The following is a 22175-nucleotide window of genomic DNA, read 5'->3' on the forward strand; positions in this document are numbered from 1 at the left end:
ACTGGCCGCTCTTCGCCGATCTTTTAGCGCAAGCCCCTCATCACCCCCCACTCGGATCGATCACTCAAGCTCGCTCACGGCAAGGTCGAAACCTTCGTCGAGCCATCCGGTAACACCACCGATCATCACCTTCACTGGCCGTCCCAACTGCGCCAGCCGAATGGCGCCTCGCGTTGCGCCATTGCAGTGCGGTCCGGCGCAGTAGGTGACGAAGAGTGTGTCGTGCGAATAATCGGCGAGCTTCGACTCGATGATCTTGCCGTGCATTAAGTTCACGGCGCCAGGAACGTGGCCACGAGCAAACAGCGCCGGACTTCGAACGTCGAGCAACACGAAGCCGGGTGATCCGCTGGCCAGTGCACTGGCAACATCGGAGCAATCGGTTTCAAATTGCAGTGACGCGCGAAAGTGGGCAAGTGCCGCGGTGCTCTCGGCGGCGGGGATGGCAGTAACGGCGTTATTTTCGCTGAGGGTAGACATAAGTTTGCTCGAAGGAAAGTGCGGTACGCGTGATGCCCGGGTAGCGCGATTCGGGAACCCTCATTTTGCTGTTGCACCGTCAAGCCGATAAGTGTCGCAAATGACAATATCCGGTAACATTACGCCATGGAAAATCGTCTCGTCGTTGCGTTGGCTTATGACCGGCTCTGTACTTTCGAATTTGGCTGCGTCACCGAATTGTTCGCACTGGAGCGCCCCGAACTCGGCGTCGACTGGTACCGCTTCAGCGTTTGCGCTATCGAGCCCGGACCGCTGCGTGCGGCCGGCGGCATCACCATTACTGCGCCCTACGCGCTCAAGCGACTCGACAGTGCTAACACGATCGTGGTGCCCGGTTGGCGCGACCCGGACGAAGTGCCGCCTGAGGCGCTGCTGAAGAAGATTCGCGCAGCCCATCGGCGTGGCGCACGTCTTTGCTCGATCTGTTCGGGGGTATTTGTATTGGCGGCGGCTGGGGTGCTCGACGGCAAGACGGTGACGACCCACTGGCGCTACGCCGAGAAACTACAGCAGCGCTACCCGAAGGTGCGCGTGCAGTCAGAGGCGCTGTATGTCGACGAAGGTCAGATCATTACGTCGGCGGGATCAGCGGCGGGTCTCGACATGCTCCTCCATCTGGTACGACGGGATTACGGAAGCGCAGTAGCCAATCGTGTTGCCCAGCGGCTTGTGGTACCCCCGCACCGCGAGGGCGGTCAGGCACAGTTTGTGCCGCGACCAATGCCGCGCGACGAAAGCGGTCGTCTGGCGAAGTTGATCGACTGGGCACGCCAACACCCAGCCTTACCGCACACCCTGCGCTCGCTTGCCGAACGTGCGGCGATGAGTCCACGAACCTTGCAGCGGCATTTTCAGGACGCTACCGGCATGGCGCCCTACGAATGGCTGACGCACGAGCGCGTGGCAGTGGCGCGAGAGTTACTCGAAGCGCAACCGTCCATGCCGATGCTGCGCGTCGCCGAGTTGGCAGGCTTTGGGTCGGAAGAATCGATGCGCAGACACTTCAGACGTATCGCCCATACGAGTCCGGCCGCCTATCGGGAGAAGTTTGGTCATGACGCGCGGACGCGGAAGGTTTGACGGGTAAAGGCGTACGTTGTCCGGCGTGCGATTCGGAAAGGTGGCCACCGTTCGTTAAGGGTCGCTTTAGACCCATTGCAGCCATTGGTCATAAAGCGGAAAGCCGATGATGCCCCGTGATGTTAGACGCCACTCGGTTCCCAGTTTTGTTGGTATGGGTCTATCCCGAGTAACCGTAGCCTTTTCTGCATGCCGATGATGCATTGATATTGGCCAGCCTTACCGCTCTTCAACATCACGAATTCTTCAGCGGAAATCTCGTCCTCGCGCCACGCAATCTGGTTTGCACCGGCGTCATAGCGCACAAAGTAGCGAGCTTCTCGTTCGACCACCTCAAGTCCTTCGTGCTGTATGTTTCCGAAGACGCGAGTTTCCATGATGTTTATGGGTGAGTGACTATTCATGGCTGATCTCCGCCGGTCGCAATGGCCCGCTTGCGACCTGTTGCGGACTTTCAATAAGGCCTTCGGTTGCCCCTTCTTCAACCCCAGGTTATGGCGCTGTTGAGAGCGGACTCAAGATCCACAAGTGGCATTCGTGTAGCAGGACTCATCGTCGCAAGTTGCTTGGCACAGTCGATATCGACACTCAGTTGTTCTGGTCGATGATTTCCCGGCAACTTCCTGACGGCCAGATAAACCGTGTTCTCGCTAAGCCAAACGCTCTTGTCCATTGACCAAGATTTGTCTTCAAACGAAAGTATGTACAGATGTCGCTCTGCATCCCAAATGCTCGGGCTGTACACCCAAAGCGAATGCTTAGCCTCCCAGACCTCAGCCTGTACTTGAAAGCGTCGGCTTGGTGAATTAGAGATTATTTCCACGTATTTTGCCTGTTAGTTAGATCCGCTCTTGGCCGATTTCCGCCGGTCGCGACGGACCTAACAAGAACCCGATGACCGATCCTCTGAGACGCGCTTCGTCTCATCCAAGCTCCTGACTTCGAGACAGGACTTTAGATAACCGTGCTCTCATAGGTTCTGCCGCGTGAATATCTCAGGCTCGTCGAGATGGAAGCGTGGTTTTGGGGTTTCGCCGGACCTTGACAATCGGCGCACTGAGATACGTGGTTTGCCGGACTCCTCCACGTCCACGCAAAGAAGATCGGCTCCAATCAGGGTTCCTGTCGCATAGCCTTGAATCTGCCCCTGTTCGACACCGATTCTTACGGTTTCCAGAATACTTTTTCCCGAGCGCCCTTTGACAAGATGAATCTCACCGTTGGCGCCGGCCACCCATGTTCGGGTCACGCTGAACGGTTCGGGCACAAGCGCGTCCATCTGCCGCATAGCATAGAGCCAAAGCTTGCGCTGGACATCACCGAGATCCTTCTCTCCGCCCTCATAGGGGAAGGGAGAGACGACGACGTCCTTAAACAAGTCAATATCGCCGAACGCTCTTTTTTCGGCCTCGACCACATACTTGAGACGCGTCATGCGACTCGGCCAAACTAGTCCCTCGGCCTCCTGTATTACGTGAGCACCGCGCGTGCTATCGCCGCTCAGATAGGCTTCATGTGACATCTTCAACAGTTCATGAAAAACGCCGATAAGTCGAGGCTTCCCGAGCTTTTTCTCCGCAAAGTGGGCTCCTGCTCGAAGACTTGTGAACTCTTCTTCCAGTCGCTGAGCCTGACTGCGCGGCGGAGTATCCCAATCGTATTCAGGGAATTGATCCGGCGCGCAGAGAATGATGACCGACCAGCTATCGTGGTATTGCCCCAACGACTCGAATGTGCGAATTTTCATGGGTGCAAGTTTGAAATGCATACGGAACTGCACTCTAACATCGACGTCCGCTTATGGCCGATCGCCGTCGCTCATACCAATCAACCTCCGCCCTAATCCGCCGTCGATAAGCGCCGAAGCTCGCGCTCCATCCAGTCAACGAAGCTCAATAGGTTGGCGTTGAAAGTTGTCGCCGAAGCTTGCGGTGCTCTTGCCTGCGTCAGAAAAAAACCAAGCTTGTCAGCCATTTCCGGGTACCCCGCAGAGAACCGACTGGCGTGCGCTTCGAGCGTGAGGGGCCAAGACGAATCCGAGGCAGCCCTAAGAATATTGGTAGAACGAATCAGCTTCCTTGCAGCCTCTTTCATGAGGCGATGTGCCGTGGCGGGATCACTGGCGCTGGCGATGCGGTGAGCGTAATCGTTCAGCACGTGAACGTAGTCGCCACTAACGCCTTCCGCAATAGCTCGCGAGGGGGTAAAAGCCTCGAATCGCTGGGAAAGGTCATTTCCATGAACGCATCGGCACTCATGCTTCAACCAATATCCCCAACTGTATAAATTGGCCGGATTCAACACGTCCGCGCGTACCCCAATGTCGAAGTCGATTTTTGCGACCTCACGGTGGCGCGCTTCAAGATCCCGGCGCAGTGCCTCGATACGCTCGCGCTCCTGCGCTGATGGTTGGCGCGAAAGCACAAGGGTCAGGTCCAGATCCGACTGCCCCGGTACTGCGCAGCCACGTGCGACGCTGCCGTAGAGATATAAACCATCCAGCAGGTCATCCAGTGCTGATGGCATAGATTCACAAGCATCCGCGACAAGGGCTTCGAACGCCGGTTGAATCGGACTATCGCCAAGCACTCCGATTGTCAGTACGGGATGAGCGTCTTTCACGTTTTCCATTTGTATCGATCAACACCTTAGGTACAGAAAACCTACTCGCGCCGAAACCGGAGAATCCCCCTTCCAATGGGATTTCCTTCTACCATCGGGTTCGGCATCCACGCCGTCCAAACTTCGAGCGTATCGCCAGTGAGCTTGTACAAGCGTTCCTGCTCGGTGCCGTTCCACGCCTCATTCCAAGATGCGTCAATCTTCGTGATGAACCTGTCCGCTTCCAGCCGATATCGCCCGGTATAGGCCATCGCGGTAAGGAAGAGCCCAGCCAGTTTCTCATTGGACGTGCCCGGCTCCCGCGAGTTTGCCGTGATCAGCACCATCATTCGCCCATCGGTACCGAACATTAAGTACCCATTCGGATCGGCGCCCCACGGTTGAGCGCGCGCTTTTGAATCTTGTAGTTCAGTTTCAAATGAAACCAACTGCCAAGAGCCGTGAAGCTTGGTGTCGAACGCAGACATATTCCCTCCCATAGTCACTCGCTCAATTTACTCACCCGTCGAACGTTGGGCAAGTTGCCACGCGAATCGGTAATCTATAGGCCTTCAACGAGCGATAAAGCCCCCGCAGTCTGCTTCCAAAGAAGCGAATCACACCATGACAGAGCCTCGTCTGACATTCCTCGACCAGAATGATTGGGAGCATTGGCTGGCGCAAAACGGCGACACCTCGTCGGGAATATGGCTGCGCTTCGCCAAAAAGGGCGCCGGCCGCCCTACCGTGACTTACGAACAGGCGCTCGAAAGCGCCCTTTGTCATGGCTGGATCGACGGTCAAAAGCAGTCGGAAAGTGATGAATATTGGCTGCAACGCTTCACTCGACGCACGCCAAAAAGCATCTGGTCGAAGATCAACACAGCCCGGGCCGAAACGCTGATTGCCGCAGGCAAAATGCTTCCTGCCGGCATGCGCGAAATCGAGAAGGCCAAAGCGGATGGCCGCTGGGAGGCTGCCTATACGTCGGCCCGAAACTCAGTGGTGCCGGACGACTTGCAAGCCGCACTGGATGCCAACCCCAAGGCCAGCGCGTGCTTTGCGACGCTGAGCGGCCAAAATCGCTACGCCATTCTGTTCCGGATACAGAGCGTCAAAAAACCCGCAACACGCGCACGCAAGATCGAAGAGTTCATCGGGATGCTGAGTCGCGGCGAAACCATTCATCCGTAAGTCAGAATCTCAGTCACCGCGTTTATTTACCGCGTTCATTCGCCGCGTTTATTCTTCTAAACAACGCTCACCGCCACGCCGCACTCAACATCACGCCTCCCGACACCACCAACATCGTGTCCAGCAACCGTTGAAACACCTGCGGCGGCAACCCCAGCACGAACCGCTTGCCCAGCAGCGTCCCAGCCATCAGCGCCATGCCGACGATCAGTCCGTTGGCCCACGCCTGTGGCGGCAGCGCGCCAAGGTCGGAGAACATCAGCACCTTCGCCACGTAAATCAACATCGAACTGGCGGCCTCCGAGCCTAGAAACCCTCCCCCCGACAAGCCATACGCCGCAAACGCCGGCACACTCAATGGCCCCGTAGAAAGCACGATACCGGTGAGAAAGCCAATGACCGCGCCCACCACGGCCAACTGCCAGACGCCCAGCCTGAACTGCCGCCGACGCAGCCAATGCCGCACGGGCACCATCGCAATGAAGAACGTGCCGAGCGCGATATCGACAGCCGTGGCCGGCAAACTCCAGAGGGTGCGCGCCCCCAATGCCGCCGCCGGTGCCCCCGGCAGGGAATAGGCCAGCACAGCGCGCCAGTCGATCTCCCGCCACCAAGCCAGCACCTTCGAAACATTGCCGATAATCGCCGCCACGGCCATGATCGGCACGGCCTGCTTCGGGCCGTACGTGTACACCAGCACCGGCAGCAACATCATCGACGAACCCGTGCCCACTACCCCGCTCACCGCCCCCGCTAAGGTGCCGACCAGCGCCACCATCACCATGCCCCACGCGTGTCCTGCCACGAGTCCTTCGAACATGCCCGCTGCCATCCGTGTGTTGTTGTCCGCAATCCGGTAACGATAAAGCATGATGATTCGTCACACTATCGACAAAATTACAGCATTTCCGTGATAAAAAGTCACAGTTCGGCCCGATGGCTGCCCATTCTGTGAGCTCACGATGTCTCGCCGCCAATTGCCCCCGTTGAATGCTCTGCGCGTTTTCGAAACCGCCGCCCGCGCGCCCAGTCTGAGTGCGGCCGCGCAGGAGCTGTCGATCACGCACGGCGCCGTGAGTCGTCAGATTGCCCTGCTCGAAGACTGGCTCGGTCAGCAGTTATTTGTTCGGCAAGGCCAGCGCAACGTCGCCACCGATCACGCCCGTGCTTTCGCCGCTGAAATCAGCGCAGCGTTCGACCGTATCGGCGACGCCGCGCTGCGCTTCGGCAAGGCACCGCAGACCCGTACCGTTCGTGTGAATGCGCAGACGACGCTCGCAATGCATTGGCTGATGGCGCGGCTGCCCGCCTTTCATGCCGCACACCCCGACGTGCAAATCGTCGTGACGACGTCGAGCAGTGCCGATCCGGCGTTCCGGGGCGGTTTCGACGTGGCCATCCGGCGTGATCCACCACCGGGGGCTGAGTGGCAGCCTTACGAGAAAACACCGTTGTTCACCGAGCGCGCAAGTGTCGTCGCGTCGCCGTCGCTATTGCAGACGCAGCCGCTTCGACGGCTGAAGGATCTCGCGAAGCACGCATTCGTCGCCACGCAGACGCGGGTCGGGGCTTGGGAGGATTGGTTGAATGCGGCGGGTGTGCCGGAGGTGCGTCCGGTGCGCTTTCATCGCTTCGATCACTACCACGTGAGCTTGCAGGCAGTTTTCGACGGACTGGGTATCGGCATCGGTTGCACCCCGACACTCGACCGGGAACTGGCCAGCGGCCGGCTCGTCATGCCGTTTCCGGAGATTCAGGCGGGAGGCGCAACCTACGTCACGCTCGTGCCGCGCGATGCCGATAAGTCACGGCCGTTGCACGACTTTCTCGCGTGGGTTCATGAGGCCGCCGCAGGACAATCAACGGCGTGAGCCATCCGCGCTCGCAACCTTACGTTCCATCCCCTTCACGCCATTTGCCGGGCGATACCCCGAAGGCGCGCCGGAAATATCGGGTGAAGTGAGACAAGTCGTTAAACCCCTGCGCGAGCGCGACCTCCGTTGCGGAAGCCCCGTTACGCAGCGCCGGTAACGCGCGCGCGACACGCAGTTGATTGCGCCAAGCATGCGGTGCCAACCCCGTTTCCCGCGAAAACAGACGCGCCGCGTGAAACGGTGAAAGCTCCACCGCCTCAGCGAGTGTGGTCAACGTCAGCGGTTCCGTCAGGTCAGCCGACAGCCGTGCCTTCATGGTCTCGACACGCACGGCGTCACGATGAACCGGCAGGGTCGGGATGCGCAACTGCGCATGACGCGACAACATCATCGACACCGCATCGACCAGCGCATGTTCGGCGGCCAGCGGATCGGCCTGCGCCTCCAGCAGACGATGCGCCGCCAGCAAGCGCTGCATGGCCTGCGCATCACGCACGACGTTCTCCCCGAACCACGGCAGCGCCTCGTCAGGCGAAGCCAGCCCGGCCACCGGACTCGCCAGTTGCTGCTGCACGCCCTTCACGAAGCCAACCGGCAGATAGAACACTCGATAACGCCAGCCGAAGTCAGTCTCCCGCGCGCCGGTATGCACTTCGCCCGGGTGAATGATCGCCACCGAGCCGGCATCGGCCACGTGCTCGCCGCCCAGATAGTCGTAGCGCTCCGCGCCCGCCACAATGCACGCGAACGTGTACGCATCGTGCCAATGCGGCGCGAAGGTGTGGTCGTTGTACTCGGCCGTCACCATATCGCCATCGGGCACGAGCGACGAGCGCCAGTACACCGGGGCATTGCGAAATGGCTTGGTGGGCCGGGAGGGCGGAACGGAACGGAAATCCATCCCGCTACTTTACACCGGAGCGCGTCGACCTCGCCGGTATGACCCCGTCGCCATCGGCGGCTCAGAACGGGCAAATAACACCGCCGGATTGCCTGCCCCAACAGGCCGCCCGGTCAGACGTCAGCCCACATCCGCAGCAGGTTGTGATAACTGCCCGTCAGTTGCACGAGCGAATCGCCATCAGCGCCCTGCTGGGTGAGCCGCTGGATCGCGATGTCCATGTCGAACAACACGCTGCGTTGCGCGTCCTCCCGGATCAGGCTCTCGATCCAGAAGAACGACGCGAGCCGCACCCCTCGTGTCACCGGATTGACCTTGTGCACACTCGTCCCCGGATACAGCACCATGTGGCCCGCCGGCAGCTTGACGGCGCGCTCGCCGAAGCTGTCTCGCACCACCAACTCGCCACCATCGTAGCTATCCGGTTCCGCCAAAAACAGCGTCGCCGACAGATCGGTGCGCACGCGCTCGCGCACGCCCTTGATGCCGCGCACGGCGTTGTCGACGTGATACCCGAACGCCTCGCCGCCTTCGTACCGATTAAACAGCGGCGGATAGATGCGGCGTGGCAACGCCGCCGACATGAACACCGCGTCCTGACTCAGGCGGCGCAGTATCTCCTCGCCGATACGCCGCGCCCACGGGTCGTCTTCGGCCAGTTGGCGGTTTTCCTTCGCCTGCGCCGACTGCATGCCGGCCGTGGCCTTGCCGTCCACCCACGACTGCGCCTGCAATTGCTCGCACAACTGGCGCGCTTCGTCACGGCTGAAAACGCCGGGAATCTCGATCATCATGTTGCTGCTCTCCTGCAATCCCACGCGATGGCCCCCGCCGCCAGGCAAGCGCCATCGCACTCACTACGTGGTCAAAACACGCTCAAAACGCAATATCCGCGCTCACCGTCACGGTGCGCCCTGCCCCGGGTACGCCGTAAAGCTGGAAGCCGTCGAGCGACGCCCCGATGCGCGAGAAGTAGAACTTGTTGAACACGTTGTCGAGATTCACGTTGACGTGCACGTGACGGTTCACGCGATAGCGCGCCGCCAAGTTGTGCACCCAATAGCTCGGCGCCTTCTCGCCATCCTTCACGTAGATGGCATACACGCCCGATGGGCCCTGCGCGTAGCTGCTGTTGTTGTTCTGACCGCCCACGTAAGCGTTGTCGGTGTAACGGCGACGGCCCACGTACTGCACGCCATAGCTCAGCGACAGATCCGGCGTGACTTTGTATGAAGTCCACAGCGAACCGCTCCAGTCGGGCACGTTGGCCGCTTCCGCGCCCTCGTTAGCGCCCTTGGTGATGCGGCTCCACATGCGCGTCACGCCCGCAAATACGGACCACTTGTCCGTGATGTTGCCCTGCATGCCGAGTTCGATCCCGTCGACACGCTTAGCCGGCAATGCGCGCACCGGCGACGTGTCGTCGCTCGTGTATTCCCACGAATTGCTCAACTCCGTGCGGAACAGCGCCGCCGTCACGCCCAGCGCACCACCCGCCAGATCCCACTTCGTCCCCAACTCATAGGTCTGCGACGTGGCCGGCGTGTAGTTGTTGGTCGTGGCCGTCCCGTAAATCAGGTTGTTCGTGCTCGCGCCGATGGCCGTGGGCTGGGTGGCGCGGCTGTACGACACGTAGATGCTGCCCGGCTCCACCGGCTTGTAAACCAACCCGGCACGCCCGCTCCATGCGCCGTCAGTGCTCGACGTGGTAGCGCCACCGCTCGCCGCCGTGGTTTCGGCCCGCCAACGGTCGTAGCGCAGCGAGGTCAGCACCTGCCAATGTTTCGATAACGTGATGGTGTCGCTCGCAAACAGGGCGGCGTCGTTCACGACCGAGCGCGATTGGTTGGTGCCTTCCATCGACCACGTGCCGGCAAATGCGTTGGACGGGTTCGCCAGATTGAAGAACATGTCGCCCGCGGGCACGTAGGCCGCGCGCGGCAGCCCGCCGTAAGTCTCGCGATAGAACTCGAAGCCAGTCACGACGTCATGTTTGAACGGCCCCGTGTACGCCGTGAAACGCAGATCGGTCTGATTGTCGAGAATTTGATACCGCGTGGAATTGCCGAAGTTGCTGCCGCGCAAAATGCCGTAGCCCGGCGACGTCAGCCCGTAGTTGGTATAGGCGTTGACCCCGCCGATGTTCGACAACGGGCCTGCGCCGCTATACCCGAGCGTGGCGCAGCGCGTGCCCGTGCAGGTCTTGCTGCCATCGGCATTGGCCGCGAAGAATCGGGCGGGCGAAAGCACCGAGAAGTTGTCGGTCTGCTGCCAGCGCAACTGACTGCGCACGCGCGTGGTGTCGTTGAAGTCGTGCTCGACGCGTCCCGACAGCGACGTACTTTCCGTTTGCTGCGTGTAGATGCCGGCGGCACCGTACCAGTTGCTGGTTTTCACCCCCGGCATGACCTGCCCGCCCGTGCCGCGCTGAATCGGCAAGCCGGTGTCGGGCACGTTGTTGTCTTTCTGATGGAATACGTCGAGGAACACGCGGGTGCTCGTGCCCAGCCCCAGACCCAGCGACGCGGCGAGGCCGTAGCGGTCGTTGTTCACCTCATCGCGCCCGGCCACGCCGTTGTGATGCGACATCAGGTTCAGGCGCAACGCCGTCGAGTCGCCCAACTGCTGGTTCAGATCCGCCGTCATGCGGCGGTAGCTGTCGCTGCCCAACCCGAACGACGAGCGGTAGAAACTACCCAGTTCGGCCTCTTTCGTCACGAGATTCACCGAGCCGCCCAGCGCCGCCACACCCGACTCCACCGAGCCGGTGCCTTTGTAGACTTCCACCCGGTCGATGTCGAAGGTGTCGTTGCGACTCGATAGCCCTGCGTCGCGCACGCCGTCGATGGTGATGCTCTGCTCTCCCGAAAAACCGCGAATCGAGAACAGATCGCCCCAGCCCAGATTGCCCTCGCCCGACATGAAGGTGATGCCGGGCACGTTCTTGAGAATGTCTTGCAGCGACTGCGCGTTCTGCTCGTCGAGCACGGCCTTCGGCACGACGGTGATGCTTTGTGGAATATCGCGCAGCGGTGCGGTGTACTTCGACGACGAGACGGATTCGGCCTTGTAAGGGGCATCGACGGTCGCAGTGACCGACGTAGCGGGCAACATGACGCCGCCGACGGCCGCCGGCAGAGTGGCAGCAGGCGCAGCAGGTGCCGACGTGCTGGCGTTGCTACCGGCCTGCGGCGTCTGCGACGCTGGCGATGTTTGTGCGGCAGCATGGAGCGACGCGACAGCGAGTGCCGCTGCCAGTGTTAGTCGCGTGTTCAGACGGGAATTCGACGGGTTCAGGTACTTCATCTGGTGTTGTGCGTTATGAGATGAACAGGCAAAAAGCGTCCCCGCCCGCGAGGGGCGCGTATCGGGAATCGTGAATCGCGCCTCAAGCGGGTTTCTGACCTCTTGGGTCAACGTTGGACAGACAGGAAAGACCGACGCGGCCGGCGTGGCGCTATGGCTGGGCAGGCTTGAGCCGGACACACCGGTGCGAGAGACCGGTGGGCCGCGTCGGGGTCACGGACGCGCGTCTAGACCGGAGTCACGACGTCGTCCACGATCAGTTGCGGCAAACCGCGCGAGCAGCGCTCCACGCGCGCCTGCACGTCGAACACTTGTGCGATGGCCTCGGCAGTGACGACATCGCCGACGTCCCCGGCCGCGACCACACGCCCCTCGCGCAGCAACACGGCGGCATGCGCGTGGCGCATCGCAATCGACAAGTCATGCATGACCACGACGGTCACCATGCGGCGTGCCGCTGTCTCCCGCGCGATCAATCGCATGACCTGAAACTGGTGATGCAGATCGAGCGCCGAGAGCGGTTCATCCAGCAGCAAGATGCGCGGCGCGCGAATGAGCGCTTGCGCCAACCCGACCAATTGCCGCTGACCGCCGGAGAGTTCGTCGAGAAAGCGCATCGCGAGCGCTTCCACACCGAGTTGGGTGAGCAATGTCATGACGACGGCCGGGGTGGGCGCCATCGCACTCGTGGATTCGCGCGACGCATGACGCGCGCCATGCCCCGCCGCGAGTACCGATTCGAGCACCCGCAGGTGCACACCAGCGGGCAATGCCTGCGGCAGATAAACCACATCGCGCGCCGGGGCGCGGCCGGTACATCGATGCAATACCTCATTGCCGAAAGTCACCTCGCCACGACCGGAGACAAGCCCCGCCAGCGTGCGCAACAGCGTCGACTTGCCTGAACCGTTGGGGCCTAGCAATGCCGTGACCGACCCTGCTGCCAGCGCAGGCAGCGACACGCCGTGCAGGATGTGACGGCGGCCAATCGACACGTCGATATCGCGCGCCGACAACGCAAGAGACTGCGCGCTCGCGTTCATAACGACCTCCCGCTGGCGCGCACCACAATCACGAGGAAGAACGGAATACCCACCAGCGCCGTGACGATGCCGACCGGGATAATCACGCCCGGCAACAGCGTTTTCGACGCAATCGACGCGAGCGACATCACCAGTGCGCCGACGATCACGCAACCCGGCAGGTAGAAGCGATGATCTTCACCGAACAGCCCCCGCGCGATATGCGGCGCCACGAGGCCGACGAAGCCGATGGTGCCGACGAACGAGACCGTCAATGCCGAGAGCAGCGACACGCGCATGAGCGTCATGAGCCGCAGACGCCCCACACGAATGCCGAAACTCGCTGCGCGCTCTTCGCCCAGTCGCAACGCCGTCATGGCCCACGATTGACGCCACGCGAACACGGCCATGATCGCGAGCACGGCGGCAAGCACCCGCACCTGCGTCCAGTCGCTGCGCGTGAGGCTGCCCAGCGTCCAGAACACGAGGCCCTGCAACGCGTCTTCAGTCGCCACGAACTGCATGAGCGACACCAGCGCATGGAACACGAACACGAGCGCAATGCCCATGAGCACTACGCCGGACGTCGGCAGTCCGCGCCAGCGCGCGACACCGTCGAGAATCAACGCCGACGCCAGCGCAAACAGAAACGCGTTGACCGGCACGACCCAGCTATCCGGCACGCCGGGCACATGCAGATTCAGCACGATGGCCAGCGCCGCACCGAACGCGGCTGCCGCCGACACGCCCAGCGTGTACGGGCTCGCGAGCGGGTTGTCGAGAATGGTCTGCATCTCGCCCCCCGCCAGCCCCAGCGAACCGCCGACGAGTACGGCCATCAGCGCGTAGGGCAAACGGATTTGCCAGACGATCACCTGCGCATCGGGGCTCGCCGTCGCAGGTGCGACAAGCGTGCGCCAAAGATCGCGCCAGCCCAGCGCCGACGGCCCGTGCGTGAAGTCCATCGCCAGCGCCAACACGATCAATCCCGCCAGTGCAACCAGCCACAGCGCGCGGCGCAGATTGAGCTGGCGATAGCCGCTTGCGATACGGGCTTGCAGCGCGTCTTCCGCGGCCAGCTTCGCCGAGGTTGCGGGCACAGGCGCCACGTTCATCTCATTCGCCACGTTGGACATCTCTCCGGCCAGACTCACGGCTTGTCTCCGTCGACCCAGTACGTGCCGTGATACGGCACCGCCAGAAAGCGCTGATGAATCTCGGTGAATGTGGCGTTGGCGTCGATCTGCGGGAAACGTCCCGGGTAGAACCAGTTGAGCATCGCCTCTACGGCCACGATGTTGTAGGGCGAATCGTAGAAGTTGTGCCAGAGGCCATGCGTGCGGCCTTCACGCACCGCCTTGATCGATGCGATGCCCGGCGTCTTCACGAACGCGTCGAGCGATGCCCGGGCGTCGGCCGCCGTCGTCTCGGCCCCGACGTGAATGCGCAGCTGGCTCGCATTGCCGCGCGTGCCCGTCCCGATGTAGACGTCAGGCTGGGCCGCCAGTACGTGTTCCAAGTTGAGGTCGCCGATCACGCCCGGCAGGAGATCGCCGGCAATGTTCTTGCCGCCGGCGGCATCGACGAATTCGCCGATATTGCCGCGGCCGACCGTATGACAGCAGCCGGGCCATACACCCGCGAGCATCTGCACGAATACCTTCGGGCGCGCGCTGTCCGGAATGGTCGCCACCGCGTCACGCACGGCTTTCAGATGCGATTGGTACAGCGAGATGTACGCCTCGGCCTGCGCTTCGCGCTGCATCGCCTTGCCCATCAGGCGCAGGCTCGGGACGGTGTCTTCGAGCGGCTGCTGACGGAAATCCACGAAGATGACCGGCACCCCGGCGGCGGCGAACTCTTTCACCAGCGCGTTGTGACGCCCGGGGCCATGGCCGCCGATGCTGAAGATCGCCAGATCGGGTTTGAGGGCCAGCGCCTTTTCCGCACTGACGGTCGCCTCGGACGACTGGCCGATCTTCGGGATCGTGTCGATCTGCGGGAACACTTTCTCGTACTGCTGCCACGTCTGCGGGTCGAGCGACTGCAACTCCCCCTGCCAGCCGACAATGCGCGCCAACGGCTGCTTGCCTTCGAGCAGCGCCACGGCATAGAGCAAACGTCCTTCGCCCAGCAGAATGCGGTTGACGTGGTCGGGCAGCGTGACCTGACGCCCCGCCATGTCGGTCACGGTCTCGCCAGCCTGCGCGGGGGACGCAATGACCATCGCAGCAAATGCCGTGACAAGTGACGTGGCAAGCGCAATCGTCGCAGCGCGCAACGAACGCATGAACTCAAGGGAAAACTTCGGCATAACGGTGACACCCGGCGTTGAATTAATAACAATTCTCATTTCCATTAAAATGTAGCGCCGGGGTGTGTTGGCTTCGTGTTGACGGGATGTCGTTATGTATTGGTTTGTATTGAGATGTATCGATGTGTGGGCGGTGCGCGCAAGGACGGCGCGCGCCGGTAGACTGCCATTCTTTGCCGTATCGCCGTGATGCCCTCCGCCCTTCCGCCCAGCGCGACGTCGCGCCCTGCCGCCCGCGCCACCCACTCCCGTTTGCTGGTCGTTGACGACGATCCGCAGATTCGCGATCTGCTTTCCGATTACCTGCGTGACGCGGGCCTCGACGTGCTCACCGCGGCCGATGGTCAACAAATGTGGGCACAGCTGTCGCAGACGAGTGTCGACGTGGTCGTGCTCGATCTGATGCTGCCCGGTGAAGACGGCCTGTCGCTGTGCCGCCAATTGCACGCGCGCGGCGATGTCTCGGTGATCATGCTCACGTCGCGCGGCACCCTGCTCGACCGCATCGTCGGCCTCGAAGTCGGTGCCGACGACTACCTGCCCAAACCCTTCGACCCGCGCGAATTGCTCGCGCGCGTAAAAGCCATCCTGCGGCGAGGGCCGCGCTTGCCTGCGGGCGGCACGGGACACGTGCCGGCGTTGCCGCAAGCCTCGGCGAGCCGCGCAAGCCCCGAGCAGACACCCGTTGGCGCGCCCGCCACGCCCACACCATCGCGCGCGCAAGCCGCGTTCTTCGATTTCGACGGCTGGCGCCTCGATACGCTCGCGCGCCAGCTCATCTCGCCCGAGGGCCGCGTGATTACGTTAGGCGGTTCGGATTACCGCACGTTGCAGGCACTCGTGATGCATCCGCATCGCCCGCTCTCGCGCGACTTTCTGCTCGATTGCGCCTTCGGACGGCACGGCGCTGCCAACGACCGCGCCATCGATGTCTGCATCAGCCGCCTGCGCGCGCATCTCGATACCCGCGCGCGGCCTTCGCCGCTGATTCGCACGGTGCGTAACGAGGGCTACATGCTCGCGGCAGACGTGGTGAGTGCCAGTGTCTGACTTGCCGCACAAGACGTCTGCCGTGCGCGACACGCCTGCCTCTGGCCGCGCAGGCCGCTATGTCCGCTGGCTCGGCTGGCCACGCACACTCTCGGGCCGGCTCGCGCTGATTCTGGTGGTCGGCATGCTCGCCACGCAGTTGGTGACGGGCACGGTCTGGTTCGACGCCCGCTATGGCCGCGTGGCCGAAGTGCCGGTACGGACCGGCGGCGCGCGCATCGCCGATGCGGTCAAACTGTTCGACGTGGTGCCGGTGACCGAGCGTGCCGCGCTGATGGCGCGTCTGCGCGCAGCGGGTATCGATGTGCGCCCCATCGATGCGCCTGCGCCTGCACACGCCATGGAGCACTTTTCGGATGACTTATTCGACGGTGTGCTACGAGCGCAACTCGGCCCCGATCACCCGTTCGTTGCCCGCCCCGTCGTGCTCTACGACGACGCCAGCGAACCACTCACACTCGCCACCCTGCTGCGCGCGCACGCCCCCACCGCGCATCTCGCAGCCGACGTGAAACTTCGCGACGGCCAGTGGTTGTCGGTTGCCGTCGTGGCCGGACAAGCCGGGCTCGATCTGCGCCCCGGTGCCGCGTTTGCCGATTACTTCGTGCGCATTTATCTGATGCGCATTCTTGCGGTGGTGCTCATCGCCGTGGTCGCGGTGCGGATTGCTCTGCGGCCGCTCGCGCGCTTGTCGGCCGCCGCCGACCGGCTTGGCCGGGATATTCACAGTCCGCCGCTCGACGAGACCGGCCCCGCCGAAGTGCAACGCGCGGCGCAAACATTCAATGCGATGCAACGCAGCCTGATCGATGCCATGCAGGCACGTACGGCGTTTCTGGCATCGGTGTCACACGATCTGCGCTCGCCGCTCACGCGACTGCGGCTGCGCGCGGAAACGCTTGCCGAACCGAAGCAGCGCGAACGCTTTCGTCACGATCTGATGGAGATGGAAGCGATGATTGCCGCGTCGCTCGATCACGTGCGTGGCGTGCCGAGTGGCGAAGCGTTACGCGACGTCGATATCGACGCACTCCTTCGCGCCGTCGCCGAAGATGCCCGCGAGACGGGTGGCGATGTGCGCGTGCGCGAGCAAAGCACGGCCGGTGGCGCGGGACTAGTGCGCGGGTATCCGCGCACGCTGCGACGTTGCTTACAGAATCTGGTCGATAACGCCGTGCGATATGCCGGCGGCTGCCGGCTCTCGGCCAATCTGTCACCGCAAGGCACGCATCTGGAAATCGTTGTCGATGACCGGGGACCCGGCATTCCGGAGGCAGCGCTGGCCGCAGCGGTTGAGCCGTTTGTCCGGACCGGGGCGGCGCGTCGTGACATACCGGCCGCCGACGCCGCAACGCTCACACCCGACATGCAGGAAATTTCGGAAGGCGTCGACGGCGTGGGCCTCGGGCTGGCCATCGCCCGCACCATTGCGCAAGCCCACGACGGCACGCTCATGCTCTCCAACCGTCCCGGCGGCGGACTGCGCGCCGTGTTGAGTCTGCCGATCGACGGACCTGATGCAGGCTGATCCGCCGGCAACGGTACGCGCGTTCAGAACTGAATGGTTGCCGTGATGGTGTCTTTGTAGGTATCCGGCGCGGGGGTCGACGGCTGCGCAAGAATTCGGCCGTAAATGGGAATCGATGCCACTGCCCCCGTGCCGGTGCCAAGGTAAGCCGACGTGCCCCCAGTGCCATCGCCCCACGCCGTCGCATAGGTGTTGTCCGTGTAAAGCTGGTACGGAATCGTGGCACCCAGCGTCTGGCCTTTCAGGGTGCGTGCTCCCACTTGTCCGCTAACGCCGCCGTTCAACAAAATCCGATACGCGTCGTTGTTGGTGCACTGAACGGCGAGTGAGCCTTGCGCGGTCAGCGTGTTGCGCAGTGTGGAAGATGGCCCGAATGTGAGGCCCGTCGCGTTGATCGTGCAGTTGTTCACGACGGTGACGTTGACGGTAAATGGGTTTGTCGTGCCAGTGGTAAAGCCTGTCGTGCCACACGCTGGGGCGACCAGCAGGTAGAACTGGTAGGACAACTTGACGTCGCTTGCGGGATAGGTCGTTGAGTAGACCGTATTGCTATTTCCGGTCGTCGGCACGGTGGTCTGATTCGCCCCGATTCGGGCGTAAATGTTGATATTGGTACTGCCGGTATAGCCGATGATCGAGTTGCTGAAGGTGGTCGATAAGGCGGTGGATGGCGTGTTTCCCCACGGCGTGGCATAGCCGCTGTCGGTATACATGTCGTACGCAATGGTGCCGGTCGTGCCACTCGCCGACAGCGAACGAGGCGATGTCGCCGAGAAGTCCACACAGATCTTCACGTTCGGTACCAGATTGAGGAGTGGCCACGTGCACGTGACTTGAACCGTGCCAGTCGTCGACACGGCAGCACCCGTGATCGGGCTGAACGGCGTGAAGGCAACGCTCGGCGCGCCCAACGAGCACGTCTGCGCCTGCGCGGATGGCGACGCGAACCATGCCGTCATGATCAGGATCGTGAGCAGGAGAAAGCGCTTCATCGGACTCGCCTCGGCAGTGTGGGGGGCGCAACGATGGCCTCGGGGGTGCAGACCAGTGGTCCGATGCGGGCCATGGCGCCTTGTGCGACCGGATCGTAAGTGAACGTCACATCGCAGGCGCCGTTATCCTGCGACACCACGAGCGTGTTCTCTGGCAGCAAGCCGTCGATGAACGTCTGACCGTCGTAGCCGACGATCATTTCCGCGCCGGTCTCCCGGTGCGTGACGCGCGCGCCCAAAGCCAACGGCGAACCATCCGGGCGCACCAACGTGATGAGTGCGGCACGGTAGCGATGTACCGGGAACGACACCAGCAGGCCGGCGCCCGTCTCGGGGACCACCGAGCGTGCCGTCGGCATGATGCGCATGTCGGCCGGCAGGTCGGTCGTATCGACGCTGAGGCGGTTGGTCTGATAGCCGTTGAGATCGGGAATGACGAGACTGCCGCCACTGTTGGTTCGCCCGACCGGCAATTGTTCGCGCAAGACGGGAACGTCGGCATCCGCATCCGTCTTGACCAGCGCAAAGCTGTCGTAGATGCGTCGCGCCGGGTAGACGCCGCCGTCCATCGCGACGACAGCGCCGGTCAGCCCGACACCGACGCGCGTGTGCCCGTCGTAGGTCTGTGCCAGCGCCGAGGCCTGCCCGTAGCGGCCCAGATACTGCGCCTGAGCCTGCCCGATGCGCACGCTGTCGTTGACACCCCCGAGCACATTCCATCCCCACCCGCCGCCGTAATCGGGCGTATGCGTCGCGCCGGCGATCGCCTGCGTCGCCCCCTGCTGGCGAGCCACTGACACGGAGCCCACGGTATTCGGGCCCAAGGTAAAGCTGAACATCGCAAACACGCCGTAGCTGCGGCGATTGGCCATATCCTGATACGCGCCGACATTGAGCGAGCCCGTCGAGCGCACGGGCCACGAGACGTTCGCTGAAATCACTCGGGACGTCGGGAAATCGGGGCCGCGCATACCGATGTAGCTCAACGAGAGTGTTCGGTTCTCCCAGAACGGCGACGACACCGTGACGCGATCCATCGCGGTCGGCACGGCGGAGCCGCCCAGTGTGGCGAGGTCTCGGAAATCGCCGGCGGTGCGCTGGAACAGCGAGTCGAACGAGAAATTACGCGACAGATACTGGTAACCGATACCGAACTGGCCACCGTTGCGCCGCCCCGTCGATCCCGACAGCGATCCGCTCAGCACACCGTAGCCGGACAGGGAAACCAAAGCGCCCACCCCCCCATTCGCGAGCCCGGACGAGCCTTCCGCGTGATATTCCGTCGTCAGGAGATCCGACACGCCGTAGCGATACGCGGCCGACGCGGCTACGCGATGTTCATAGCCCCATGAGCGAAAGCCGTAGTCCGTACGCGGGGCACCCACTTCGAACGAGTAGCTCGACAGGCCCGCTGAGAGCATGCGGGTATCGATGTACAACGGCACATTGACGACGCTCTCGCGCCCGAGTGCGTCGCGCGTGACGACGCTTGCCTGAAGATTGCCGATCAGCCCCGGCGCTTCGCGAATCACGAAGGGCCCCGCAGGCACGTTGCCGCCAAAGCGCCGGATGCCGTCGAGATAAACGTCGACGGACGACGGCACTGCGGCCGATCCGCCAAGGGACGGCACCGGGAACGTGACGAGATCGGGCCGCAAGGCGAAGTTCTTGCGCCATTGCACGCCCGCCAGACGCACCGAGCGCGACCATGCGAGCGAGCCGGAGATCGTGTCGCCGAGTTGCAGGGTCGTCATCTCGATGGGATTGTCGTGACGCCAGTACGTGTCATAGCGCAGATAAGTCTGACTTTGCGGCCAAGTGTCGAACACCCCCGTCTGACTGAATACGCCGCCCGGATGGAAGTACCGCAACTCCGTCCAACTGGACGCGCGTGTCAGGCGGTCGCGCTCGACCAGCGCATCGTAGTTCAGCACGAAGCCTTTCGATGTCATCGCATTCGCGGCGCGCGGCGTCACACGGCCGATCTGGAACGGCACACGCAGCGTATCGGGCACGGCGATGTCGATGCTCTGCCGCGATGCGTCGTAGCGATACTGCACACCGCCAATCGTATCGAGCGGCACCTGCGTGTCGCCAGAGATGCGCAACTGGCTGACGTCGATGCCGAGCGACTGCAAGTCGTCGGCCGCCGCGCTCAGACGCCCGTCGCGCATGATGAAGTGGGCGATGGCGCCGGTGGCAGCGCCGTTGACCGACACGTCGAGATAGTAGTCGCCGGGCGCGCCTTCGGCCGCCGAGGCCGGCGCCAGAGGGGCCAGCGCACCGGCGAACAGGCTCGCGACCCACAGTGCGGCCTGCCGCTTGCGGCGCAAAAGGCTCGCGCGGCTGCCGCTTTTCGCAAGTCGGCCTGACGTGACAGCCTTTGCGGGTGATGCTGGTGCATGGGCCGGGTCTGGGGCCGGGGCCGGGGCCTGTTCTGGAGCCGTAGTGAGGGCGTTCGCGTCAAGACGCGCTCGCTCACGGACCGCCATCGATCTGGACAGCGAAGCGCGTGGGAACCGTATTGATCGCGGCGTCGATCGCGAGCGGCGGTGCCGGCGCTTTGTCGACCGGCCACGTGACGTTGAACACGCGCCGCTGCCCCGCAAGCGCATAACCGAGCAGGCCATCGGTCACAGGATGCGATTTTCCGGCGGCATCGACGAGCCGGGTCGCACCGATCTGCGCGCGCGTGCCGCCGCGGTTTTCGGCTTCCAACTGCCACTTGCCGTCGACCCGTTTGAGCGTGAAGCGCAGGTCGGGCTTGGGGAGCGCCGTCGCCGGGACCACGAACACGGGGATCGAATAGCGCATGCGGATCGAGATGCCACTTTGCGCCGGCTGTCCGGGCTCAGGGAGTTCGTCGACGAGCAGACGGTAGTTTTGTTCGGCTTGGGGGGGCGCATTCGTCACACGTACCAGCCGGATGATCTGCGAGCTGCCGCCGTCGATGCGCAGAATCGGCGGGCTGGCGGCGATGGCGTCGGTGGGTGCGAGCTTGTCTTCCCCGTCTTCCTGCGTCCATGCGTAGATTCGGACCTGACCGTACACAGGCGTCTCGCCCGGGTTGCTCAGCGTCATGCCGATGGCATTCTGCTTGGCCGAAAACTCGACATTGACTGGGGAAATTTGCAGCGTGGCAGAGGCCGCGGACAGCGAGACGAGCGCGGCGGCACACCCGCCGGCGAGCATCGCGCCCCAGCGCAGGCGGAAACCTGTCATCGACCGTCCTCCGCTAGAAGTAGACGGTCGCAGTGATCACCGAGGTGTACGTATCCGGCTGAGGGATCGCGCCTGCCGACACCGGCAACTGGCCATAAACGGTAAATGCTTGCGCAATACCGTTACCGGTACCTGCCTGTGTATTGGTGCCCTGTGTCGTGCCCCAGACCGTCGCATGCCCCGAGTCTTGATAGAGACCGTACGCGATGGTGGAAGTGTTGCCGCTGGCCGCCCCCGTCAGCACACGTGCGGTGACCGTCGACCCAGTGCCGGAGCCTGCGCTCAAGCCGACGTTGTAAGGGGTGGTGTTCGTGCAGGTCACCGAGACCGTCGACGTCGTGGTCTGTGCGGTGTTCAGGTTGGATAGCGTCCCGAAGCTCATCGGTGTGGCGGCAACGGTGCAGCCCGCCGTGATGACCAGCGTGACGGTAAACGTGGTGGTACCGGTGCCGTTGTTGTAGACAGCCGCTTGCGCAGGCAGCGGCGGGACAAGCAAGAGACTTGCCACAAGGAGGGTAATGCGCGCAGCTGGTTTATTCATCGTCGGTTTCTCGCAAAACGTCGGAAGGACCTAGCGGGCACTAGGCAAT

General features: G+C 62.8%; 21 protein-coding genes. 5 read left to right on the forward strand and 16 right to left on the reverse strand.

Going from position 1 to position 22175, the window contains the following annotated elements; all coding sequences use genetic code 11:
• Window positions 1–60: 60 nt before the first annotated feature.
• Window positions 61–480 carry a rhodanese-like domain-containing protein gene (locus PIN31009_RS13605; protein WP_150790604.1) on the reverse strand — a complete coding sequence of 140 codons (420 nt, stop codon included), beginning with the start codon at window positions 478–480 and terminating at the stop codon, window positions 61–63.
• A gap of 126 nt (window positions 481–606) precedes the next feature.
• Here PIN31009_RS13605 and ftrA point away from each other — a divergent pair, with 126 nt between their 5' ends.
• Entirely contained in the window at window positions 607–1581 is a 975-nt protein-coding gene (gene ftrA / locus PIN31009_RS13610; RefSeq protein ID WP_150790605.1) for a transcriptional regulator FtrA, read from the forward strand.
• Window positions 1582–1703: 122 nt separating this feature from the next.
• Here the strand turns inward: ftrA and PIN31009_RS13615 are convergent, their stop codons facing one another.
• The 4 genes from PIN31009_RS13615 to PIN31009_RS13630 form a co-directional block, all read right to left on the reverse strand.
• Window positions 1704–1985, reverse strand: a complete 282-nt coding sequence (locus PIN31009_RS13615) for a hypothetical protein (protein ID WP_150790606.1) — start codon at window positions 1983–1985, stop codon at window positions 1704–1706.
• Window positions 1986–2551: 566 nt separating this feature from the next.
• Window positions 2552–3349, reverse strand: coding sequence for a hypothetical protein (locus PIN31009_RS13620; RefSeq protein ID WP_150790607.1), 798 nt, complete (start codon window positions 3347–3349; stop codon window positions 2552–2554).
• A 71-nt stretch (window positions 3350–3420) separates the two neighbouring features.
• Window positions 3421–4212, reverse strand: coding sequence for a nucleotidyltransferase domain-containing protein (locus PIN31009_RS13625; protein ID WP_150790608.1), 792 nt, complete (start codon window positions 4210–4212; stop codon window positions 3421–3423).
• Window positions 4213–4244: 32 nt separating this feature from the next.
• Window positions 4245–4670, reverse strand: coding sequence for a lipocalin-like domain-containing protein (locus PIN31009_RS13630; protein ID WP_150790609.1), 426 nt, complete (start codon window positions 4668–4670; stop codon window positions 4245–4247).
• Between the two features lie 136 nt (window positions 4671–4806).
• Here PIN31009_RS13630 and PIN31009_RS13635 point away from each other — a divergent pair, with 136 nt between their 5' ends.
• Window positions 4807–5376 carry a YdeI/OmpD-associated family protein gene (locus PIN31009_RS13635; RefSeq protein WP_150790610.1) on the forward strand — a complete coding sequence of 190 codons (570 nt, stop codon included), beginning with the start codon at window positions 4807–4809 and terminating at the stop codon, window positions 5374–5376.
• Window positions 5377–5443: 67 nt separating this feature from the next.
• Here PIN31009_RS13635 and PIN31009_RS13640 read toward each other — a convergent pair whose 3' ends face one another.
• Window positions 5444–6160: a sulfite exporter TauE/SafE family protein gene (locus tag PIN31009_RS13640; RefSeq protein WP_150685686.1), complete on the reverse strand. Its 717-nt coding sequence runs from the start codon at window positions 6158–6160 to the stop codon at window positions 5444–5446.
• A gap of 178 nt (window positions 6161–6338) precedes the next feature.
• On the opposite strand from PIN31009_RS13640, the gene PIN31009_RS13645 reads away from it, so the two are divergent.
• Window positions 6339–7247, forward strand: coding sequence for a LysR substrate-binding domain-containing protein (locus PIN31009_RS13645; protein ID WP_150790611.1), 909 nt, complete (start codon window positions 6339–6341; stop codon window positions 7245–7247).
• Between the two features lie 19 nt (window positions 7248–7266).
• Here PIN31009_RS13645 and PIN31009_RS13650 read toward each other — a convergent pair whose 3' ends face one another.
• The 6 genes from PIN31009_RS13650 to PIN31009_RS13675 all read right to left on the reverse strand — a co-directional run bounded on the left by PIN31009_RS13650 (window position 7267) and on the right by PIN31009_RS13675 (window position 14793).
• Window positions 7267–8151, reverse strand: coding sequence for a helix-turn-helix domain-containing protein (locus PIN31009_RS13650; protein WP_150790612.1), 885 nt, complete (start codon window positions 8149–8151; stop codon window positions 7267–7269).
• A gap of 113 nt (window positions 8152–8264) precedes the next feature.
• Window positions 8265–8945, reverse strand: coding sequence for a Fe2+-dependent dioxygenase (locus PIN31009_RS13655; protein ID WP_058378444.1), 681 nt, complete (start codon window positions 8943–8945; stop codon window positions 8265–8267).
• Window positions 8946–9027: 82 nt separating this feature from the next.
• Window positions 9028–11457, reverse strand: coding sequence for a TonB-dependent receptor (locus PIN31009_RS13660; RefSeq protein WP_150790613.1), 2430 nt, complete (start codon window positions 11455–11457; stop codon window positions 9028–9030).
• Window positions 11458–11684: 227 nt separating this feature from the next.
• Window positions 11685–12500: an ABC transporter ATP-binding protein gene (locus tag PIN31009_RS13665; RefSeq protein ID WP_150790614.1), complete on the reverse strand. Its 816-nt coding sequence runs from the start codon at window positions 12498–12500 to the stop codon at window positions 11685–11687.
• Window positions 12497–13594, reverse strand: a complete 1098-nt coding sequence (locus PIN31009_RS13670; protein WP_246185696.1) for a FecCD family ABC transporter permease — start codon at window positions 13592–13594, stop codon at window positions 12497–12499. The genes PIN31009_RS13665 and PIN31009_RS13670 overlap by 4 nt, the downstream gene beginning before the upstream one ends.
• A 35-nt stretch (window positions 13595–13629) precedes the next feature.
• Window positions 13630–14793, reverse strand: coding sequence for an ABC transporter substrate-binding protein (locus PIN31009_RS13675; RefSeq protein WP_246185662.1), 1164 nt, complete (start codon window positions 14791–14793; stop codon window positions 13630–13632).
• A gap of 189 nt (window positions 14794–14982) precedes the next feature.
• Between PIN31009_RS13675 and PIN31009_RS13680 the strand changes: the two genes are divergently transcribed.
• Both PIN31009_RS13680 and PIN31009_RS13685 read left to right on the forward strand, forming a co-directional pair.
• Window positions 14983–15843, forward strand: a complete 861-nt coding sequence (locus tag PIN31009_RS13680; protein WP_150790615.1) for a response regulator — start codon at window positions 14983–14985, stop codon at window positions 15841–15843.
• Window positions 15836–17371, forward strand: a complete 1536-nt coding sequence (locus tag PIN31009_RS13685; protein ID WP_150790616.1) for an ATP-binding protein — start codon at window positions 15836–15838, stop codon at window positions 17369–17371. The genes PIN31009_RS13680 and PIN31009_RS13685 overlap by 8 nt, the downstream gene beginning before the upstream one ends.
• A 23-nt stretch (window positions 17372–17394) precedes the next feature.
• On the opposite strand, the gene PIN31009_RS13690 is transcribed toward PIN31009_RS13685, so the two are convergent.
• The 4 genes from PIN31009_RS13690 to PIN31009_RS13705 all read right to left on the reverse strand — a co-directional run bounded on the left by PIN31009_RS13690 (window position 17395) and on the right by PIN31009_RS13705 (window position 22126).
• Window positions 17395–18363 (reverse strand): Csu type fimbrial protein, encoded by a 969-nt coding sequence (locus PIN31009_RS13690; protein WP_150790617.1) that lies wholly within the window; start codon window positions 18361–18363, stop codon window positions 17395–17397.
• The gene (locus PIN31009_RS13695; protein ID WP_174997155.1) at window positions 18360–20696 is read right to left on the reverse strand and encodes a fimbria/pilus outer membrane usher protein; all 2337 of its coding nucleotides are present in this window, start codon (window positions 20694–20696) and stop codon (window positions 18360–18362) included. The genes PIN31009_RS13690 and PIN31009_RS13695 overlap by 4 nt, the downstream gene beginning before the upstream one ends.
• Before the next feature lie 145 nt (window positions 20697–20841).
• Window positions 20842–21585, reverse strand: a complete 744-nt coding sequence (locus PIN31009_RS13700; RefSeq protein WP_246185663.1) for a fimbrial biogenesis chaperone — start codon at window positions 21583–21585, stop codon at window positions 20842–20844.
• Between the two features lie 13 nt (window positions 21586–21598).
• Complete coding sequence (locus PIN31009_RS13705) at window positions 21599–22126, reverse strand: Csu type fimbrial protein (RefSeq protein ID WP_150685170.1); 528 nt, start codon at window positions 22124–22126, stop codon at window positions 21599–21601.
• Between the last annotated feature and the right edge of the window lie 49 nt (window positions 22127–22175).

This window comes from Pandoraea iniqua, from assembly GCF_902459685.1.
Taxonomy (GTDB): domain Bacteria; phylum Pseudomonadota; class Gammaproteobacteria; order Burkholderiales; family Burkholderiaceae; genus Pandoraea; species Pandoraea iniqua.

Coding starts and splice junctions, on each gene's coding strand:
- PIN31009_RS13605 (WP_150790604.1), bottom strand. CDS start 480: ATGTCTACCCTCAGCGAAAATAACGCCGTTACTGCCATCCCCGCCGCC.
- ftrA (WP_150790605.1), top strand. CDS start 607: ATGGAAAATCGTCTCGTCGTTGCGTTGGCTTATGACCGGCTCTGTACT.
- PIN31009_RS13615 (WP_150790606.1), bottom strand. CDS start 1,985: ATGAATAGTCACTCACCCATAAACATCATGGAAACTCGCGTCTTCGGA.
- PIN31009_RS13620 (WP_150790607.1), bottom strand. CDS start 3,349: ATGCATTTCAAACTTGCACCCATGAAAATTCGCACATTCGAGTCGTTG.
- PIN31009_RS13625 (WP_150790608.1), bottom strand. CDS start 4,212: ATGGAAAACGTGAAAGACGCTCATCCCGTACTGACAATCGGAGTGCTT.
- PIN31009_RS13630 (WP_150790609.1), bottom strand. CDS start 4,670: ATGTCTGCGTTCGACACCAAGCTTCACGGCTCTTGGCAGTTGGTTTCA.
- PIN31009_RS13635 (WP_150790610.1), top strand. CDS start 4,807: ATGACAGAGCCTCGTCTGACATTCCTCGACCAGAATGATTGGGAGCAT.
- PIN31009_RS13640 (WP_150685686.1), bottom strand. CDS start 6,160: ATGGTGATGGTGGCGCTGGTCGGCACCTTAGCGGGGGCGGTGAGCGGG.
- PIN31009_RS13645 (WP_150790611.1), top strand. CDS start 6,339: ATGTCTCGCCGCCAATTGCCCCCGTTGAATGCTCTGCGCGTTTTCGAA.
- PIN31009_RS13650 (WP_150790612.1), bottom strand. CDS start 8,151: ATGGATTTCCGTTCCGTTCCGCCCTCCCGGCCCACCAAGCCATTTCGC.
- PIN31009_RS13655 (WP_058378444.1), bottom strand. CDS start 8,945: ATGATGATCGAGATTCCCGGCGTTTTCAGCCGTGACGAAGCGCGCCAG.
- PIN31009_RS13660 (WP_150790613.1), bottom strand. CDS start 11,457: ATGAAGTACCTGAACCCGTCGAATTCCCGTCTGAACACGCGACTAACA.
- PIN31009_RS13665 (WP_150790614.1), bottom strand. CDS start 12,500: ATGAACGCGAGCGCGCAGTCTCTTGCGTTGTCGGCGCGCGATATCGAC.
- PIN31009_RS13670 (WP_246185696.1), bottom strand. CDS start 13,594: ATGAACGTGGCGCCTGTGCCCGCAACCTCGGCGAAGCTGGCCGCGGAA.
- PIN31009_RS13675 (WP_246185662.1), bottom strand. CDS start 14,793: ATGCCGAAGTTTTCCCTTGAGTTCATGCGTTCGTTGCGCGCTGCGACG.
- PIN31009_RS13680 (WP_150790615.1), top strand. CDS start 14,983: ATGCCCTCCGCCCTTCCGCCCAGCGCGACGTCGCGCCCTGCCGCCCGC.
- PIN31009_RS13690 (WP_150790617.1), bottom strand. CDS start 18,363: ATGAAGCGCTTTCTCCTGCTCACGATCCTGATCATGACGGCATGGTTC.
- PIN31009_RS13700 (WP_246185663.1), bottom strand. CDS start 21,585: ATGACAGGTTTCCGCCTGCGCTGGGGCGCGATGCTCGCCGGCGGGTGT.
- PIN31009_RS13705 (WP_150685170.1), bottom strand. CDS start 22,126: ATGAATAAACCAGCTGCGCGCATTACCCTCCTTGTGGCAAGTCTCTTG.